The following is a 17584-nucleotide window of genomic DNA, read 5'->3' on the forward strand; positions in this document are numbered from 1 at the left end:
GTCGACAAGAAACTGGGGGACGTCTTGGCCAGACTGTCGGCGCTGAAGAGCGCGCTTCTCGCGACCTGTGCGTTGCTGCCTGCGGCTGCGTTCGCGCAGCAAACCCTGCAGACCATCGAGGTGGTCGGCGTCTCGCCCGTTCAGGGCAGCGAGATCGCGAAGGACAAGATTCCTTCCAATGTCGAAACCATCGGGGCGCGGGAGCTCGACCACAGCCGCGCGCCGACGCTGCTCGACAGCATCCTGCAATCGGTGCCCGGGGTCTCCCTCAGCGACCAGACCGGGAACGCGTTCCAGCGCGACTTGAATTATCGCGGTCAGACTGCCTCGCCGGTGCTCGGGACGCCGCAGGGCATCGCCGTCTACCAGAACGGCACCCGCATCAATGAGGCCTTCGGCGACGTCGTGAACTGGGACCTGATCCCGGAAATGGCGATCGCACGCATGACCCTGATGCCGAACAATCCGCTGTTCGGCCTCAACGCCACCGGCGGTGCGCTGTCGATCGAGATGAAGAACGGCTTCAACTACCAGGGCGGGGAAGCGCAGTTGTTCGGCGGCTCGTTCGGCCGGATCCAGTCGGGCGCTCAATACGGCTGGAACAACGGCACCTACTCGGCCTATATCGCGGCGGAAGGCGCCTATGACCGCGGCTGGCGCGACTACTCGTCGGCCTCGCAGATCCGGCGCATGTATGCCGATTTCGGCGCGCGCGGCGACAATACCGAATTCCATCTCTCCTTCACCGGTGCCGACAACAAGCTCGGCTCGGTCGCCGCGACACCGATCGAGATGCTGAACCAGCGCTGGTCCAGCGTCTATACCTGGCCGCAGTCGCTGCATCTGCAGATGCAGATGGTGCAGGCCAGCGCAAAGTGGACGCCGACCGACACGCTGTCGATCCAGGCCAACGGCTATTACCGCAACTACAAATCCGCGCGCGTCGATGGCAATAGCACCGAGGTTGCGGCCTGCGACCCCGCGGGCGCGTTCCCCGGAGAATTCTGTCTCAGCGATGCCGCCGGCACCGAGTTCCAGATGAACCGCAACGGTCCGACCGCCAATACGCTGGCGGGCGATGCGGCGCTCGGTCAGATCGACCGCAATACCGTCAAGACCGACAGCTATGGCGGCTCGCTGCAGGCGACCTCAACGACGCAGCTCTTCGGCCATGACAACCATTTCGTCGTCGGCGCCAGCGTCGATCACGGCAATACCAACTTCCAGGCCACATCCGAGCTCGGCACCATCGACAACAACCTGTTCGTCACCGGCCTCGGCGTCTACATCGACCAGCCCAACGCGGGCCTTGCTCCCGTCAATCTGAATGCCAAGAACACCTATCTCGGCATCTATGCGACCAACACCTTCGACATCACCTCGCAGCTGGCGCTGACGGCCGGCGGCCGTTTCAACTGGGCGCAGATCAACCTGCGCGACCAGACCGGCTTCGCGCCGCTGCTGAACAGCAACAACAATTTCCAGCGCTTCAACCCGGTGGTCGGCCTGACCTACAAGATCACGCCTGACATGACCGCCTACGCGGGCTATTCAGAAGCCAACCGCGCGCCGACGCCGCTCGAGCTCGGCTGCTCCGATCCGGCCAATCCCTGCCTGATCGACAACTTCCTGATCGCCGATCCGCCGCTCAAGCAGGTGGTGTCCCGCACCGTCGAAGGCGGCCTGCGCGGCGAGATTTCCGGCGGCCGCTCGGCCTACGCCGCCGACCTGCCGGCCTACCGCAAGGCCCCGATCAAATCGGTGGCGGTCGATGATGGCTGGCGGCTGCGCTGGGGCCTCAGCCTGTTTCGTACCGAGAATTCCGACGACATCATCCAAGTCGTCGACCCGGCCAACCCGGTGCGCGGCTATTTCAAGAACGCCGGCACCACGCTGCGCCAGGGTGTCGAGGCCAAGGTCGACCTGGCCTGGAACCGGTGGACCGCCTACGCCAACTACACCTTCATCGACGCCACCTTCCGCAGCGCCTTCGACGTCAACGATCCGTTCCTGCGGGTGCCGGTCGGCGTCGTCTCCGGCAACCACATTCCCGGCATTCCGGCGCACCGCCTGAAGCTCGGCGCAGAATATGCCGTGACCGACGCCTGGAAGGTCGGGGCGAGCGTCAACTATGTCGGCAGCCAGTACCTGCTGCACGACGAGACCAACGTCTACCCGAAGGTCCCGGCCTACTGGGTCGTGAACGTCAACACATCTTATCAGGTGACCAAGAACGTCGAGGTGTTCGGCCTGATCCAGAACCTGTTCAATCAGCGCTATTACTCGGCAGGTACCGTGTTCGACCCCGCCGGCTTCAACACCGCCGGTGGCGGAACCGCGTTCGCGCTTAACGATCCGCGCAGCATGGTTCCGGGGATGCCGCTCGCGGCCTATGCCGGCATCCGGGCGAAGTTCTGAGCTTCGCATCCTGACGACCATAGGCGCATCCGCGCCGCGCCACGGCAGCCCCCACCGTGGCAGGAAGGCCGGGAGAAATCCCGGCCTTTTTCTTGCTTGACTAAAAGCGTGACGTGCCTCCGCTGCCGTAGGGTGGGCAAAGGCGCGCGTGCGATACTGCATGCCGCGAGCTCAACTCCACCGCGCGCCGTGCCCACCATTCCTTCCGCTTGCGCGGATGCACGGCGGGCACGTGACCGCCCTGCGTGCGGCTGCTTTGCCCACCCTACGCAGCCGGTATGAATCGTCGATGAGTCTGCTCACGATGGATTTTGGGCAATTATCCCGCTGACCTCGTGAACGAGATCGCTGCGCGCCTGTGGAATTTGCGAAGCATCGCGATTAGTTGCTACCGGTTTCCGCCAACTACGAACTTCCGCCACAGAACCCGACCAGCTATTGCGCATCGTATCGAGCAGCGAGGTGGCGCACATGAGCCGTAGATCTTCAAGCCTTGTATCGATCATCACGTCATCGATGGATGCCGTTCACCGGCCCCACGTGCCTCCTTGGATACGAGCGACAATCTCTGTCGTGCTTCTCGCTGGCAGTCTGGGGACGCATTCTCTGCTGCTTGGCGATGCGGCGGCGCGCGATCTCGATGGGCGTTACGCCAATTCTCCGCTCAAGGGCTGGTTCGAGAGTTTGCGTTCGGGCAAGGGGCCGTGCTGCTCGGATGCGGATGGCACCGCGCTCTCGGACACGGATTGGGACACGAAGGATGGCCGCTACCGTGTTCGCATTGAAGGCCAATGGTGGGTCGTTCCGGAAGAGGCCGTGGTGACCGAGCCCAATCGCGCCGGCCGGACGATGGTATGGCCCGTGTATTATCGCGAGCTGAATACGGGCCTGCGCATCGATGTGCGGTGCTTCCTGCCCGGCAGCATGATGTAGGTGGGGATGTGCCGGATCGCAGAAGCGCAGGGTGGGCAAAGGCGCGAAGCGAGATGTTGCGACAGGCGCGGCCTCTCGTGCGCCGTGCCCACCGCTCCCTCCGCTCTCGCGGAGGCATGGTGGGCACGCGGCCGCCCTGCGAGCGGCTGCTTTGCCAACCCTACGTGATGATGGCGACTACTCCGCCGCTTGCGCCGCTTTCAGCGTCGGATAGTCGGTGTAGCCCTTCTCGCCGCCGCCATAGAGGGTGGCGCGGTCGAGCTCGTTGAGCGGCGCGCTGACCTTGAGCCGCTCGACCAGATCCGGGTTGGCGATGAACGGCCGGCCGAAGGCGATCAGGTCGGCCGCGTTGGCATCGAGCTGTTTGTTCGCGAGCGCGAGGTCATAGCCGTTGTTGGCGATGTAGGTGCCCTTGAAGCGCTTGCGCAGCGACGCGTAGTCGAACGGCGCAACGTCGCGCGGGCCGCCGGTCGCCCCCTCGATCACGTGGATGTAGACCAGATTCAGCGCCGCGAGCTGGTCGACGATGTAGTCGAACAGCGCCTGCGGATTGGAATCCGAGATGTCGTTGGCCGGCGTCACCGGAGATAACCGAATGCCGGTCCTGTCGGCGCCGATCGCCTCCGACACGGCCTTGGCAACCTCGAGCATCAGCTTTGCGCGGTTCTCGATCGACCCGCCATAGGCGTCGGTGCGCTTGTTGGCGCCGTCCTTGGCGAACTGGTCGAGCAGATAGCCGTTGGCGCCATGGATCTCGACGCCGTCGAAGCCGGCCTCGATCGCATTCAGCGCGGCCTGCTTGAACGCCGCGACGATGCCGGGAATTTCCGCGAGCTCGAGCGCACGTGGCGTCGAGACGTCGGTGAACGCGCCGCCGACGAAGGTCTTGGTCTTGGCCGCGATCGCCGAGGGCGCGACCGGCGCACCGCCATTCGGCTGCAGCGAGACATGGGAGATACGGCCGACATGCCAGAGCTGGATGAAGATGCGCCCGCCCTTGGCATGCACCGCGTCGGTCACCTTGCGCCAGCCGGCGATCTGCTCCTTGGAATAGATGCCAGGCGTGTCCTGGTAGCCCTGGCCCTGCTGCGAGACCTGGCTGGCCTCGGAGATCAGGAGGCCGGCGGAGGCGCGCTGGCTGTAATATTCGGCCGTCAGCGGACCCGGCGCGAGGCCGTCCACCGCGCGGTTGCGGGTCAACGGCGCCATCACGACGCGATTGGCGAGGGTGACCGGACCGAGCTGATATGGCGCGAACAGTTTGGATGCACTCATCGGGATCTTTCCAGGAGAGGGGAGGGGGGTCATGGTGAGTTGTGCATTGCCGCGAACAGCGCAATGCCGCGAGGTATCCGTCCGGCGCAGACGTGCCGCGCGATGGAGCGGCCGCAACAGGCCATCCGTTGGATAGCCTGTTGCAATAGACGAAAGGGATCAGGCGACGCCCAGGAAGTCCCGCTTGCCGATTTCGACGCCGTTGTGGCGGAGGATGCCGTGGGCGATCGCGGCGTGGAAATAGAAGTTCGGAAACGAGACGCGGTTGACGAAGTCCTGCCCCTTCAGGGTCAGCGTGGTGTTGGGCCCGCTTGGAAAGGTGACGTCGCGGCTATCGGCCCCTTCGAACTGCGCCGGCTGGAACGTCTTCAGGTAATCGATGGTTCTGGCAAGCCGCTGGCGAAGCTCGGCGAACGTCGTCTCGGTGTCGGGTGTGCTCGGGACCTCGCTATGGGAAAGCCGCGCGCAGCCCTTGGCGGCGAAGTCGCAGGCGAGCTGGATCTGTTTGGAGAGCGGCAGCATGTCCGGGTACAGCCGTGCGCCGAGCAGCACCTCGGGGGCGATCTTTTTGGCTTCGCAATGGGCCTCGGCCTTGCTGAGCAGGCCGGACAGGCTGCCGAGGATCTGGAGGTAGGCCGGCACGGTCGAATCGTAAAAGGACATGATGCTCTCTTTTGGCAGGAGACGTCGCGACGAAGGCGCGCGCCCTCGCAGATGGGGCGGCGTCCAAGAGAATGCAACTGCATCTTTCTGGTTTTTGCGGTTGCCGTGCATTCCAGTCGTTCACGCTGAGGTCACGGCGATTGTGGACGCGTCCCCTGGAGGATTTCCCCAAGCCGTGGCCGAAATGCCGGATCGAGGTCGTGGAGAACGACGAGCCTGGGTGGCCGAACAGGGGCAGGATGAAGATCGGCGCTACAAGCCAAATCGGGCTTCAATTGCCCGTCTGCTCGCGCTTTTGTCCTGAGCGATCATCTGGCCGTCCAATTCCGAGGTGATAAATTGGAATAGCGAAGAGCGGACGACACGGTCGCATGAAGTCGGACAATAAGTCATCTGCAATTGAGAGACGAGGAGCGCCGCGCGATGATGTCGGCTCACCTACCGTGTCGCTGTCGCTGAAGCCGGCGCCGCCTGCGCCCGCGGCGTGCCGCGCATGCGTACGAGCAGTTCCGCCGTCGGCCAGGAATCGGCCGGCAGCCCGAGCCGCACCTGCATCGTTTTGACCGCGATGCGGCTCTGCTGCCCCAGCACGCCATCGACCTTGCCGACGTCGAAGCCGGCCTTTACCAGGAGTTGCTGCAGCTCCTTGATCTCGTTGAACGGCAGTTGCGCGACCGGGCCGCTGGCTTTGCGCATCGGCGCCGCGCCGGCGATGCGGGTGGCGAGATAGGCCGCGGTGGTCGAATAGATCAGCGAATTGTTCCACTCGGTGTAGGCGGCGAAATTGGCATAGGCCAGGAACGCCGGGCCGTTGCGGCCCATCGGCAGCAGCACCGAGGCTTCGAGCGCATCGTTCGGCAGCGGCCGGCCGTCGGCATAGGTCACGCCGAGGCCGGCCCATTTGCTGCGCGGCGCCTTGACGGTGAGATCGGCCTGCTCCCACGGAAACGCCTGGGGCACGCGGATCTCCTCCAACCACGGCTCGCCGCGGCGCCATTTCAGTCCGGTCGCGATGTAGTTCGCGGTCGAGCCGATCACGTCGGGCGCGCTGCGCAAGAGGTCGCGGCGGCCATCGCCGTCATAGTCGACGGCATAGGTGACGTAGTGGGTCGGCAGGAACTGCGTCTGACCGAGCTCGCCGGCCCAGGAACCGATCATCTCCTCCGGCGCGAGATCGCCGCGGTCGATGACCTTCAGCGCGGCGATGGTCTCATTCTGGAAGCGCTCGCTGCGGCGGCAATCATAGGCCAGCGACACCAGCGACGGCAGCACCGGCAAATTGCCCATGTTGGCGCCGAAATCGCTCTCCAGGCCCCAGAACGCGGCGATGACCGCCGGGGGCACGCCATACTCCTTCTCAGCGCGCGCGAACGCTGCCGCATGCATCCGGATGTGCTGCTGGCCGTTCTGCATCCGGTAGGGCGCGGCCATCCGGCCGGCGAACTCGGTGAACAGTTGACCGAACACGCGCTGGCCGCGGTCGCGATTGACGATGCCCTGGTTGTAGGTGAGGTACGGCGAGGCGGCCGCGATCGCGCGCTGCGACACGCCTTCGGCAATGGCGCGTTGCTTCAGCTCGGCGAGAAACCGGTCGAAGCTCTGGCCGTTATGGCAGGCCGCGGCGCGCATCGATGGCGCCGGCTTCGGACGTGGTGCGGCCGCCTCCGGCGCCATTTGCGCCGCGGCGCTGACAACCAGCATGAACGAGGTTGCGAGCGCGCTGAAGGTGACGCGCAAGGCAGTCGAAGAGCTTCGCATCCGGTCTCACCGATGGCTGTCAGGTCGTTGTCCAGCCATCGATATCCGATGCGGGGGGCGGGAGGGAAGGGGGCAGGGGCGAACAGCGAATGGCGAATGGGAAACGGCAAGAACCCTATTCGCTACGCCCTATTCGCTACTCGCCCTTTCATCCCACCTTCGCCAGCGCCGCCTGGGCCTCGCTCTGGATCCGCTTGAGATGCTCGGCGTCGCGAAAACTCTCGGCATAGAGCTTGTTGACGTCCTCGGTGCCGGAGGGTCGCGCCGCGAACCAGCCGTAGTCGGTCTCGACCTTGATGCCGCCGAACGACTGGCCGTTGCCCGGAGCCTTCGTATGCACCATGCGAACGGGATCGCCGGCGAGCTCCTTCAGGTTCAGCATTTCCGGCGTCAGCGCCTTCAGCGCCGCCTTTGCCGGCGGGCTCGCCGGCACGTCGATGCGCTCATAGACCGGCGCGCCGAGCTCGGCCGTCAGCTCCTTGTAGAGCTCGCTCGGGTCACGGCCGCGCCTGGCCATGATCTCGGCCGCGAGCAGCCCGAGGATCAGGCCGTCCTTGTCGGTGGTCCACACCGTGCCGTCGCGCTTCAGGAACGAGGCGCCTGCGCTCTCCTCGCCGGCGAAGCCGAAACTGCCGGAGCCGAGGCCCTCGACGAACCATTTGAAGCCGACGGGGGTTTCGACGAGCTTGCGGCCGAGCTTGCGCGCGACGCGGTCGATCATCGAGCTCGACACGATGGTCTTGCCGATCGCGGCATCGCTTCGCCAACCGGGCCGGTGAGCGAACAGGTAGGAGATCGCCGTCGCTAGATAGTGGTTGGGATTCATCAGCCCGCCCGAGCGGGTGACGATGCCATGGCGGTCGGCGTCGGTGTCGTTGGCAAACGCGACGTCGAAGCGCTCGCGCATGCCGATCAGGCTCGCCATCGCGTAGGGCGAGGAGCAGTCCATGCGGATCTTGCCGTCCCAGTCCGCGGTCATGAAGCGGAAGGTGGGATCGACGACGTCGTTGACGATTTCAGCGTTGAGACCGTAGCGCTCGATGATCGGCGCCCAGTAGGCGATCGCCGCGCCACCGAGCGGATCGATGCCGATCTTGATCCCGGCCGCCTTGACGGCGTCGAGATCGACGGTGTTGGCGAGATCGGCGACGTAGGGCGTGATGTAGTCGTAAGCGTGCAACGAGCCGCGCTGCTTGGCCTGGCTGTAGCTGATGCGCGATACGCCATCGAGGTCGTTGGCCAGATACACATTGGCCTGCCGCTCGATCTCGGCCGTCGCGTCGGTGTCGGCGGGGCCGCCATGCAACGGATTGTATTTGTAGCCGCCATCCTCCGGCGGATTGTGCGACGGCGTGATGACGACGCCGTCGGCGAGATGCGCCGTGCGGCCCTTGTTGTAGGAGATGATGGCGTGCGAGATCACCGGCGTCGGTGTGTAGCCGCCGTCCTTGTCGACCATCACCTCGACGCCATTGGCGCCGAACACTTCGAGCGCGCTGGCAAGCGCCGGCTCGGCCAGCGCGTGGGTGTCGATGCCGACGAAGAGGGGGCCGTCGAGGCCCTGCTGGCGGCGGTAGTCGCAGAGCGCCTGGCTGGTGGCGAGAATGTGGTTCTCGTTGAAGCCGGTCTTCAACGACGAGCCGCGATGCCCCGACGTGCCGAAAGCGACGCGCTGGGTCGGCTCGTGCGGGTCGGGCTTCAGCGCATAATAGGCCGTGATCAGCCGCGGAATGTTGGCGAGCGCGGCATTGGCGATCGGCCTGCCGGCTGCGGGGTCTGTCTTGGCCATGGAGCATCCTTCGCAAGTTCGAGAAACATCTGCGGCGGCGCTTCGTTCCGCCGCGGCGGGCGCAGGGAACGCGGGGCGTCGCGACGAACCTGCCGCAACATGGCGGCGCGCGGTGATCCGATCAACGGAATTCGTGCACGCCCCCCGCGGCGGCGTGAAGCCTATTTGATATCCGCTGAGGGAATGCCGGGTTCTCGCGGTCGAGGCCGGCCAATGTCGCCGCCTTGTGCGCGCGACATTAACCACGCCTCACTGAGTCCGCGTGCCGGGACCGGCGCTTAAGCCTGAGTTTAACGGATGGCCGTTGAAATAGCAGGCCGGAGCAGAGGCGCGTCTCGTGCGCGGGAGAGTCGTCAGGAGCGGAAAAGTGAGAGCGCTTTGTCTCGGCGCGTTGGCCGTCGTTTCAACCTTGGCCCTGGCCGGCTGCAGCCACCAGGTGACGCCGCAGGTGGCCTCGCCTTGCGTCGATCTGAGCGGAAGGCCCTGCGTGGACGGTCCCGTCGCCGACCAGTCGCCGCAATCATTGGAGCCTGCCGACACGATCCACAAGCCTGCAGCCGCGGTCGCGCGCCGCGCGGCTCTGCAGCACAAGCACGCCCGCGCCGCAAAGCGCCGGGTCAAGTCGCCAATCGTCACCGCCAAGACGATTGAAAAGCCGATTGAAAAGGCGATTGACAAACCGATCGAAAAGCCGCTCGCGGCACCGGTGCGCACGCCGCGGCCCGATCCGGTCGCGCCGGCTGACGGCGCGCCCGCGCCGGTGATCAAGACCCCCTCCGTCACGACGGATATGCCGAATCCGGCCAAGGTCCAGAGCGACGTCATGGTGGCTGCTGTGACGGTGGCGGCCGAGCTGGCCGAGCGGATGACCGCGCTGCGTGTCCCAGAGGGGCCCGCCGACAGTCATCTCGTCGCGGTGCTGCTGGCGCGTCCCACCGTGCGCGGATTGGGCGATCTCAGCGGCAAGGTGATCGCGATCGACGAGCGCTACGCCAAGTCCAACGCGAAGATCACCGCGGCCATGAATGCGGCCGGTGCGACGGAGGTGCTGCTGCTGGAAGGGCAGGCCACCGCGATCACCCGGTTGAACAATGGCGAGGTGAGCGCGGCCGTGGTGGCCCTGGTCTCGCCGGAGGCCGCGGAGGCGTTTCCGAAGGTCGCGGGCTTTCGCCTGTTCTCTGTCGTCCTGAAGCCGTAGCTTCAGGACGCTTGTCACAGGCCGGCTAGGTCGCGGCGGCGCTGCGCGACGGCCGCGGCAGCGCCGCGCCCTTCACGGCCGCGATTCCCCTGGGAAAGCCGCTGCGGTCGCTATAGAGGCGCTTGCGGCCGCGTCGCGGATCGTGCTGCCTCTTGACGTCCTGGGCGCACATGTAGTCCAGCGCCGTGATGCCTCCGACCATGACCAGCGCCGCCAGCACGCTGCCCGCGCGCGGATTGCTCGGCCTGAGCTCACCGGCCAGCGTCAGCATGTCCAGCCCGTCGCCGGCGACGCGACTCAGCAGACCGGCCCGCTTCTCCACTGACAGCGTGAGCACGCCGGCGAACAGCTCGCGCACGCCATAGGCCCGCACCAGTCCCTCGCGGCCCTCCATGCCGAGCGCATGCGTGACGCGGTGCGGCGCCAGCAGCTCCAGCGTGCCGAGCACGATGCTGAACCAGCCGAGCCCGCGGGCCAGACGATCGGCCGGCGTCAGCGAGCTGGGGCCGGTCGAGATGATCTTGGGGTCGCCCTTGGATCTCACGAGATTCGAGAAATGAAACATGCGATGCGATCCCTTATGGCTTCAGCACGACCTTGACGCAGCTGTCCTGCTTGTCGCGGAAGGCGCGGTACATCTCAGGTCCCTGCGCGAGCGGCACGGTGTGGGTGATGACGAAGGACGGGTCGATCTGGCCATCCTCGATGCGCTGCACGAGGTCGTCCGTCCAGCGGTTGACGTGGGTCTGGCCGGTGCGGATCGTCAGGCCCTTGTTCATCAGCGCGCCCATTGGCACCATGTCGGACAGCCCGCTGTAGACGCCGGGGATCGAGACGATGCCGCCGGGACGGCAGACATAGATGATCTCGCGCAACACGTGCGGCCGGTCGTTCTCGAGCATGAACATCTGCTTGGCGCGATCGATCACGCTGTCGGGCTGCGCAAGGGTGACGTGGCTCTCGAAGCCGACGCAATCGATGCACTTCTCCGGGCCCTTGTTGTCGGTCAGCTCGTTCAGCCGCCCGACCACGCTCTCCTTGTCGAAATTGATGGGGATGGCGCCGCCGGCCTCGGCCATCGCCAGCCGCTCCGGAATGCGGTCGATCGCAATCACCTGGGAGGCGCCGAGCAGGATGGCGCTGCGGATCGCCATCTGTCCCACCGGGCCGCAGCCCCACACAGCGACCGTATCGTCCGGTTCGATGTCGCATTGCGCGGCCGCCTGCCATCCGGTCGGGAAGATGTCGCTGAGAAACAGCGCCTGCTCGTCCGTCATGCCGTCGGGAACCTTGATGTGCGTGGCGTCGGCGAACGGCACGCGCAGGTATTCGGCCTGGCCTCCCGGATAGCCGCCGGTGAGATGCGTGTAGCCGAACAGGCCCGCGGTGGTGTGTCCGAACACCTTCTCGGCAAGATGCTTGTTGCGGTTGGTGGTCTCACAAACCGAGAAATTGCCGCGCCGGCACTGCTCGCATTCGCCGCAGATGATGGTGAAGGGAACGACGATGCGGTCGCCCTTCTTGAGCTTGCCGTTGACGCCGGAACCGACCTCGACGACCTCGCCCATGGTCTCGTGGCCCATGATATCGCCGGGCATCATCGCCGGGATGTAGTTGTGGAACAGATGCAGGTCGGAGCCGCAGATCGCGCAGCTCGTCACCTTGATGATGGCATCCCTGTCATGCTCGATCTCGGGATCGCTGACGGTGTCGCAGCGAATGTCCTCTTTGCCATGCCAAACCAGCGCCTTCATACGGTCCTCCGGACAGAATGTTGCGGAGGCAAGTCGAAGGGCGCGGCTATGGTTGCTATCGAGCGCGGAATTTTCCGGAGTGGCGCGGCGTCCCGCGCTCGATGGCCGGCTCAGGCCTTCCGGGCGGCCTTCTTCGGCGCGGGCCTCGCAGGATCCCTCCTGGCAGCCTTGCCAGCCTGTTTGCCGCCTTGCGGCTTGGCCGCCGCACCGTCGGCCTTCTTCTCCGGCTGCTTGGTCTCCGGCTTCCTGGGCAGCTCCGCGGCGGCGGCCTGGCGCATCGCGCGGGCGTAGCTGTCGGCGACGTTGTCGGCGGAGATCAGGAGCCGTCGGGCAGCGGCATTGGCCTGCTCGACCGCCTCGCGGGCGAGCAGCTTGAAGCGCTCCTTGGCGTCCTTGTCCTTGGCCTTGACGGCCATGCCGTTGAAGCGGTCCTTGCGCTTCTTCGCCGCTGCCAGAATGGCCTTGTTCTGCTGCTTGGCCAGTTGCCGGATCACGGCATCAAGATCGGCATCCGCCATCGTCGTCCCCAACTCCCCCAGAGAATCAGCGCGCCCCGGCGCTGCAAACCGCGCGGACTATGCAATCGGTGCCGCCGCTTTGCAATCGGGGTACCAGAGGAGGGGTGCCGCGCAGATCGGGGCGGCGGGCGGACGAGACCCGTCCGTCATTCGGTGTCGTGCCGGCCCACGAAAACCCTCCGCATGGCGGTCATGACGCTTCGAGCGGTGCATCGACACCGCTTACGACAATCGGAAACGCAACGTAACGAATTCTCGGCAATTCCATCAATTCCAATGCAACGCTTGATCCGCAACATTCCCGGCAACATCACCGTGTTCGTTGGAGTGTGGCCGTGCTGGCCGGAAATAGATACCTCAGGCTACTGTCGCGGTTCCGTCGCGACCAGAGCGGCAACATCGCGATCATCTTCGCGCTTGCTTTGCTCCCGATCCTCGCCTTCGTCGGCTCGGCGATCGACTATTCGATGGCCGTGCGCGCCAAGGCGAAGCTGTCGGCTTCGATGGACGCCGCGATGCTGGCCGCGACCGGCTACACCGCCATGCGCGGCGCCGCGTCGGACGCCAAGACGGCGGCGACCAACATGTTCAACGGCCAGATGTCGGCGCACAATCTGGCGGCGGACTCGCTGAACATCGATATCAGCGATAGCGTCACCGCGCGGACCGTGACCGGCAGCGCCACCGTGGTGGTCAAGACGGCCTTCATGCACATGTTCGGCTACCCGACCATGACGGTCTCGGCCTCGTCGTCGGCTTCGGCCTCGTTCCCGACCTACATGGACTTTTACGTTCTGCTCGACAACTCGCCGTCGCAGGGTCTCGGCGCGACCACGGCCGACATGACGACGCTGCAGAATGCGACGTCCGACAAGTGCGCCTTCGCCTGCCACGACACCTATACGTCCAGCTCGAAGAAGACGCTGCAGACCAACAGCTATTATTCCATCGCCAAGAAGAAGGGCGTGACGATGCGCATCGACGTCGTCCGGAGCGCGACGCAGTCGCTCACGGACACGGCGACCGCCAGCCAGGTCGTCAGCAACCAGTACCGCATGGCGGTGTACAGCCTGGGCAGCGACTGCGGCTCGCTCGGCCTGACGACCATCGCCAGCCTGTCCTCGAGCATGTCCTCGGTGAAATCGTCGGTCGGTTCGCTCGACCTGATGACGATCCCCTACAGCGGCTACAACAACGACATGTGCAGCGATTTCGACGGTGCGATGTCCGCGATGAACGGCGTCATCCCGACCCAGGGCGATGGCTCGTCGACCAGCCCGCAGAAATGGCTGTTCTTCGTCTCCGACGGCGTCGCCGACTATTCCTATCCGACCACCTGCAGCAAGACAGTTCTCTCGGGCGGCCGCTGCCAGGAACCGCTGAACACGACGACCTGCGATGCGTTGAAGGCTCGTGGCATCAAGATCGCCGTGCTCTACACCACCTATCTCGCGATCACCAACAACAGCTGGTACACGACCTATATCGCGCCATGGCGGGATTCGATCAGCGGCATCATGAAATCGTGCGCCAGCCCGGGCTACTACTACGAGGTCGATTCGAGCGGCAGCATCGGCGCAGCGCTTACCGCGCTGTTCCAGCAGGCGATCGCATCGGCGCATCTGACCAAATAGGGCAGGTCGTCCAGGCGCTCATGCGGGAAGTGCGACGAGCTGCTCCAGCGTCGCGCCATCCCTGAGCACGGCCAGGATCTCACGGCGCGACAGGAAGCGGATCGCCTGCGTGAACGAGCCGGCCCCCGCGATCCGCGCTTTGGCGGTGGCGAGGTCGACGTCGATGTCGCCCGGCTCGCGACGCCGAGGCGGCGGCAGGGACGCAACGTGCTGGCGGCAGAGACCGGCGTTCTGGCGCAGTTCGACCAGCGCCGCCCGGCGATCCGGCCGCAGATTCTCCGCAAGCTGCTTGGCGCGGACCAGCACCGGCGGCGGAGCGCGATCCTCGGGCGTCGTGAACAGGCGCGCGCCGGTGCTGCGGCCGCCCGTGAGCAGACCGATCGGAATCGACAGCACGAGGCCGGCGATGACCGGCGACATCCAGGCCAGCAGGGGGACGGAGACGGCATAGGCGCTCGCCGCCATGACCAGGCCGCATACCGTCGGCAGCGCGAATTTGCGAAGGATCTCCTGCCGGCTCACGCCGCCGTCGCTGCGGCGCTGCACCTGCCAGCCGGCGTCGCGCCCCATCAGGATTTCGATCACGGCGATCGACTGGAAGATCATCATCGAAGGCGCGATCAGGGCCGCGAGCAGCGTTTCCGCCAGCACGGCGACGCAGAGGCGCAACCCGCCGCCAAAGCCTCGGCGTCGCGTCGGCGTGAACAACGTGACGAGGCAGGCGAGCAGCTTCGGCACCATGAGCAGGCCGAGCGTCGCCGCGAAGACCTGGGCGGCGAGCACCGGGTCCTGAGCCGGCCAGGTCGGAAACAGCGCAAAGCCCTTGGGGAAATATTCGGGCCTGACGAAGTTGGCCTGCAGCGAGATGAGGATGCCGAGCACGAGAAAGGCAAACCACAACGGCGCGGTGACATAGGCGCCGATGCCGATCAGCAGATGCAGCCGCGACACCCAGTGCAGGCCGCGCGCCGGCAGCACGGCGAGATGCTGCAGATTGCCCTGGCACCAGCGCCGGTCGCGCGCGGCGTGATCGATCAGCGACGGCGGCACCTCCTCGAAGCTGCCGTCGAGATCGACCGTCATGTAGATTCCCCAGCCGGCGCGGCGCATCAGGGCGGCCTCGATGAAATCGTGGCTCAGGATATGTCCGCCGAACGGCTTGCGCCCGGGGAGCTCGGGCAGCGCCGCGTCTTGCGCGAAGGCCGCGACCCGGATGATCGCATTGTGGCCCCAGTAATTGCCTTCCGCGCCGTACCACCACGCATTGCCGGCCGCGATCATCGGGCCGTACAGCCGGCTCGCGAACTGCTGCAGCCGCGCGAACAGGCTGGTGCCGTTGACGATCACGGGCAGGGTCTGGATCAGCGCCGCCTGCGGCGCGTTCTCCATGGCATGGGCCAGCCGGACCACGGTCGCGCCGCTCATCAGGCTGTCGGCATCAAGAATGATCATATAGTCGTAGGCCGCGCCGAAGCGCTGCACCCAGTCGGCGATGTTGCCGGACTTGCGGGCGACATTGTCGGCCCGGTGGCGGTAGAACACCCGATCTGTGCCGCAGGATTGGCGCAGATCGACGAACGCAGCCTCTTCGCCGATCCAGATGTCGGGATCGGTGGTGTCGCTGAGCAGAAACCAGTCGAAGCGCTCGGCCTGTCCCGTCCCGGCGACCGATTCGATCATGGCGCGCAGCCGCACCATCACCGCGTCCGGATCCTCATTGTAGGTCGGCAGCAGCATGGCTGTGCGGCCGGACAAAGAGGGCAGGGGACCGTCGATGTCGATCGCGATCGTATCGCGCCGCCGCCCCAGCAGGGCGCAGAAGCCGGCCAGCGCACAAACGAAGGCAAAGGCGATCCACGCGAGCAGGATCGAGAACAGCACGAGTACCATGCCTTCCAGCACGGTCACGCCACCGACCTCGACGACCTCGTACATCTTGTAGCAGCCCGCCAGCGTCAGCGCCGCGGTGCCGGCGAAGATGAGAGCGCGCCGGAATGCGATGCGGCCGCCGCTCGTGATGGCACGTCGGCCGGGCGCGGCATGATTGAGTGGCGACGGCACCATCGCGAGCGGCGCCTCGGCCGGGAGAAAGCTCGCGTCGCTAGCCTCATAGGTCGGACGCGGCTGCGCTGCGGTCATGGCGTCCATCGATAGACCCAGGTTTCGGATACGGGCTTGTCGTTGGCAACCAGTTCGGCCCTGAGCTCGACCGGCGCATCGCCGACCGCGCATTGGAAGCTGAGCCGCCAACCTTGCGTCTCCGGGTTCGGCTGCGCGACGATGTTCGTCACCTCGGATTTCGCCGCGCTGACCACGCCCTTGACGATGTTCGGATCGAGGCTCTTCAAGGCGTCGCCTTGGAGCTCGAGAACGAACAGCCGGCCTTCGCCGCGGGTGGCCACGCCAGTGCGCGTGAAGCGCGCCAGCGTATTCGGCTTCGGCACATCGGGCCCCCAGTGCAGGCGATAGGTCATGTTGTGCTCGCCCTTGGCCGCGAGCGGCGTCTTCGGCCGCCAGAAGGCGGCGATGTTGTCGTGGATTTCCTGGTTGGTGGGGATCTCGAACAGCACCACCGCGCCGTCACCCCAGTCGCCGATCGGCTCGATCCACAGGCTCGGCCGCCGTTCGAAATGCGATTCGAGATCCTGATAGGCGGTGTATGTCCGTTCCCGCTGCATCAGGCCGAAGCCGCGCGGATTGAGGTCGTTGAACACGCTGACCTGCAGGTCGCGCGGATTGCTGAGGGGGCGCCACAACTGCTCGCCCTTGCCGTTGAACATCGCAAGCCCGTCGGAATCGTGCACGGCGGGGCGGAAATCGTCGACGTCGTTGCGGTCGTTGGGTCCGAAGAAGAACATGCTGGTCATCGGCGCCAGTCCGGCGTGAGCGATCTCGACGCGCGGATACAGCGATGCCTCGACGTCGAATACGGTGGTCTCGCCAGGGCGGATCGTGAACCGGTAGGAGCCCGTCGCGCTCTTGCTGTCGAGCAGCGCATGCACCACCATTGCGGTGGCGCCTTGCGTCGGCTTCTCCAGCCAGAACGCCTTGAACACCGGAAACTCCTCGCCCTTGGCCTCGCCGGTGTCGATCGAGAGCCCGCGCGCCGACAGTCCGTAAATCTCGCCCTTGGCGACGGCGCGAAAATAGCTCGCGCCGAGGAACACACAGACCTCGTCGTAGTAGTCCGGCCGGTTCATCGGCGCGTGGACGCGGAAGCCGGCAAAGCCGAGATCGGCCGCCGGGAAGGCCGGGACTTGCTGACCGAATGCAAAGTCCTCGGGTCGATAGGCCACGGGGCTGGCTTTGCCGTCCGCAACCTCATAGATCTCGACCCGGTCCTTGTAGATCGAGCCGCGATGGAAGAACTGCGCCTGGAACGGCAGGTTCTCACTGCGCCACAGCGCATGGTCCGGCAAGAACCGAATCGAGCGGTAGGCGTCGTAGTTCAGCTTCGCCAGCGCGTCCGGCAGCTTGTCATCCGGCGCAGCGTAGGGCTTGGCGGCGAGATTGCGCGCGAGGTCGCGCACATAGGCCGCATTGAACGGCTGCGCCGCAGGCGGCGCGGCTGATGCGCTCCGCGTCAAGGATGCGGCGACCGGGATCGCAGCCGCTGATTGAATGAACTGACGGCGATTCAACTT

At 65.7% G+C, this 17584-nt stretch carries 14 protein-coding genes; 4 read left to right on the forward strand and 10 right to left on the reverse strand.

Annotation, left to right across the window (positions count from 1 at the left end; all coding sequences use genetic code 11):
- Positions 1–24 precede the first annotated feature (24 nt).
- Entirely contained in the window at positions 25–2418 is a 2394-nt protein-coding gene (locus ACQR0W_RS06995) for a TonB-dependent receptor (RefSeq protein ID WP_316171610.1), read from the forward strand.
- Between the two features lie 299 nt (positions 2419–2717).
- Here the strand turns inward: ACQR0W_RS06995 and ACQR0W_RS07000 are convergent, their stop codons facing one another.
- A complete protein-coding gene (locus ACQR0W_RS07000; RefSeq protein ID WP_434888668.1) occupies positions 2718–2924 on the reverse strand; it encodes a hypothetical protein in 207 nt (68 codons plus the stop codon).
- A gap of 10 nt (positions 2925–2934) precedes the next feature.
- On the opposite strand from ACQR0W_RS07000, the gene ACQR0W_RS07005 reads away from it, so the two are divergent.
- Entirely contained in the window at positions 2935–3351 is a 417-nt protein-coding gene (locus ACQR0W_RS07005; RefSeq protein ID WP_316171622.1) for a hypothetical protein, read from the forward strand.
- A 177-nt stretch (positions 3352–3528) separates the two neighbouring features.
- On the opposite strand, the gene ACQR0W_RS07010 is transcribed toward ACQR0W_RS07005, so the two are convergent.
- The 4 genes from ACQR0W_RS07010 to pgm all read right to left on the reverse strand — a co-directional run bounded on the left by ACQR0W_RS07010 (position 3529) and on the right by pgm (position 8836).
- Positions 3529–4626, reverse strand: a complete 1098-nt coding sequence (locus ACQR0W_RS07010) for an alkene reductase (protein WP_315717327.1) — start codon at positions 4624–4626, stop codon at positions 3529–3531.
- Between the two features lie 159 nt (positions 4627–4785).
- Entirely contained in the window at positions 4786–5289 is a 504-nt protein-coding gene (locus ACQR0W_RS07015) for a DUF1993 domain-containing protein (protein WP_315717326.1), read from the reverse strand.
- Positions 5290–5727: 438 nt separating this feature from the next.
- On the reverse strand, positions 5728–6963 hold the full coding sequence (locus ACQR0W_RS07020; RefSeq protein ID WP_315827133.1) for a lytic murein transglycosylase: 1236 nt from the start codon (positions 6961–6963) through the stop codon (positions 5728–5730).
- 232 nt (positions 6964–7195) lie between these two features.
- The gene (pgm, locus tag ACQR0W_RS07025) at positions 7196–8836 is read right to left on the reverse strand and encodes a phosphoglucomutase (alpha-D-glucose-1,6-bisphosphate-dependent) (RefSeq protein ID WP_316171611.1); all 1641 of its coding nucleotides are present in this window, start codon (positions 8834–8836) and stop codon (positions 7196–7198) included.
- A 367-nt stretch (positions 8837–9203) separates the two neighbouring features.
- On the opposite strand from pgm, the gene ACQR0W_RS07030 reads away from it, so the two are divergent.
- Positions 9204–10034: a hypothetical protein gene (locus ACQR0W_RS07030; protein WP_316171612.1), complete on the forward strand. Its 831-nt coding sequence runs from the start codon at positions 9204–9206 to the stop codon at positions 10032–10034.
- A 25-nt stretch (positions 10035–10059) separates the two neighbouring features.
- On the opposite strand, the gene ACQR0W_RS07035 is transcribed toward ACQR0W_RS07030, so the two are convergent.
- The 3 genes from ACQR0W_RS07035 to ACQR0W_RS07045 all read right to left on the reverse strand — a co-directional run bounded on the left by ACQR0W_RS07035 (position 10060) and on the right by ACQR0W_RS07045 (position 12306).
- Complete coding sequence (locus ACQR0W_RS07035; protein WP_315826999.1) at positions 10060–10599, reverse strand: hypothetical protein; 540 nt, start codon at positions 10597–10599, stop codon at positions 10060–10062.
- Positions 10600–10612: 13 nt separating this feature from the next.
- Entirely contained in the window at positions 10613–11788 is a 1176-nt protein-coding gene (locus ACQR0W_RS07040; protein ID WP_316167422.1) for a zinc-dependent alcohol dehydrogenase, read from the reverse strand.
- Positions 11789–11898: 110 nt separating this feature from the next.
- Complete coding sequence (locus tag ACQR0W_RS07045; RefSeq protein WP_315717321.1) at positions 11899–12306, reverse strand: hypothetical protein; 408 nt, start codon at positions 12304–12306, stop codon at positions 11899–11901.
- Between the two features lie 335 nt (positions 12307–12641).
- On the opposite strand from ACQR0W_RS07045, the gene ACQR0W_RS07050 reads away from it, so the two are divergent.
- Positions 12642–13940 (forward strand): TadE/TadG family type IV pilus assembly protein, encoded by a 1299-nt coding sequence (locus ACQR0W_RS07050; RefSeq protein ID WP_315717320.1) that lies wholly within the window; start codon positions 12642–12644, stop codon positions 13938–13940.
- A gap of 18 nt (positions 13941–13958) precedes the next feature.
- Here ACQR0W_RS07050 and mdoH read toward each other — a convergent pair whose 3' ends face one another.
- Both mdoH and ACQR0W_RS07060 read right to left on the reverse strand, forming a co-directional pair.
- Positions 13959–16088 (reverse strand): glucans biosynthesis glucosyltransferase MdoH, encoded by a 2130-nt coding sequence (gene mdoH / locus ACQR0W_RS07055; protein ID WP_315717319.1) that lies wholly within the window; start codon positions 16086–16088, stop codon positions 13959–13961.
- Positions 16076–17581, reverse strand: a complete 1506-nt coding sequence (locus ACQR0W_RS07060) for a glucan biosynthesis protein G (protein ID WP_316167427.1) — start codon at positions 17579–17581, stop codon at positions 16076–16078. Before ACQR0W_RS07060 ends, mdoH begins: the two co-directional genes overlap by 13 nt.
- Positions 17582–17584 lie beyond the last annotated feature (3 nt).

This window comes from Bradyrhizobium sp. HKCCYLRH1034 (assembly GCF_051168375.1).
Classification (GTDB): domain Bacteria; phylum Pseudomonadota; class Alphaproteobacteria; order Rhizobiales; family Xanthobacteraceae; genus Bradyrhizobium.

Coding starts and splice junctions, on each gene's coding strand:
- ACQR0W_RS07000 (WP_434888668.1), bottom strand. CDS start 2,924: ATGATCGATACAAGGCTTGAAGATCTACGGCTCATGTGCGCCACCTCG.
- ACQR0W_RS07005 (WP_316171622.1), top strand. CDS start 2,935: ATGGATGCCGTTCACCGGCCCCACGTGCCTCCTTGGATACGAGCGACA.
- ACQR0W_RS07010 (WP_315717327.1), bottom strand. CDS start 4,626: ATGAGTGCATCCAAACTGTTCGCGCCATATCAGCTCGGTCCGGTCACC.
- ACQR0W_RS07015 (WP_315717326.1), bottom strand. CDS start 5,289: ATGTCCTTTTACGATTCGACCGTGCCGGCCTACCTCCAGATCCTCGGC.
- ACQR0W_RS07020 (WP_315827133.1), bottom strand. CDS start 6,963: ATGGCGCCGGAGGCGGCCGCACCACGTCCGAAGCCGGCGCCATCGATG.
- pgm (WP_316171611.1), bottom strand. CDS start 8,836: ATGGCCAAGACAGACCCCGCAGCCGGCAGGCCGATCGCCAATGCCGCG.
- ACQR0W_RS07035 (WP_315826999.1), bottom strand. CDS start 10,599: ATGTTTCATTTCTCGAATCTCGTGAGATCCAAGGGCGACCCCAAGATC.
- ACQR0W_RS07040 (WP_316167422.1), bottom strand. CDS start 11,788: ATGAAGGCGCTGGTTTGGCATGGCAAAGAGGACATTCGCTGCGACACC.
- ACQR0W_RS07045 (WP_315717321.1), bottom strand. CDS start 12,306: ATGGCGGATGCCGATCTTGATGCCGTGATCCGGCAACTGGCCAAGCAG.
- mdoH (WP_315717319.1), bottom strand. CDS start 16,088: ATGGACGCCATGACCGCAGCGCAGCCGCGTCCGACCTATGAGGCTAGC.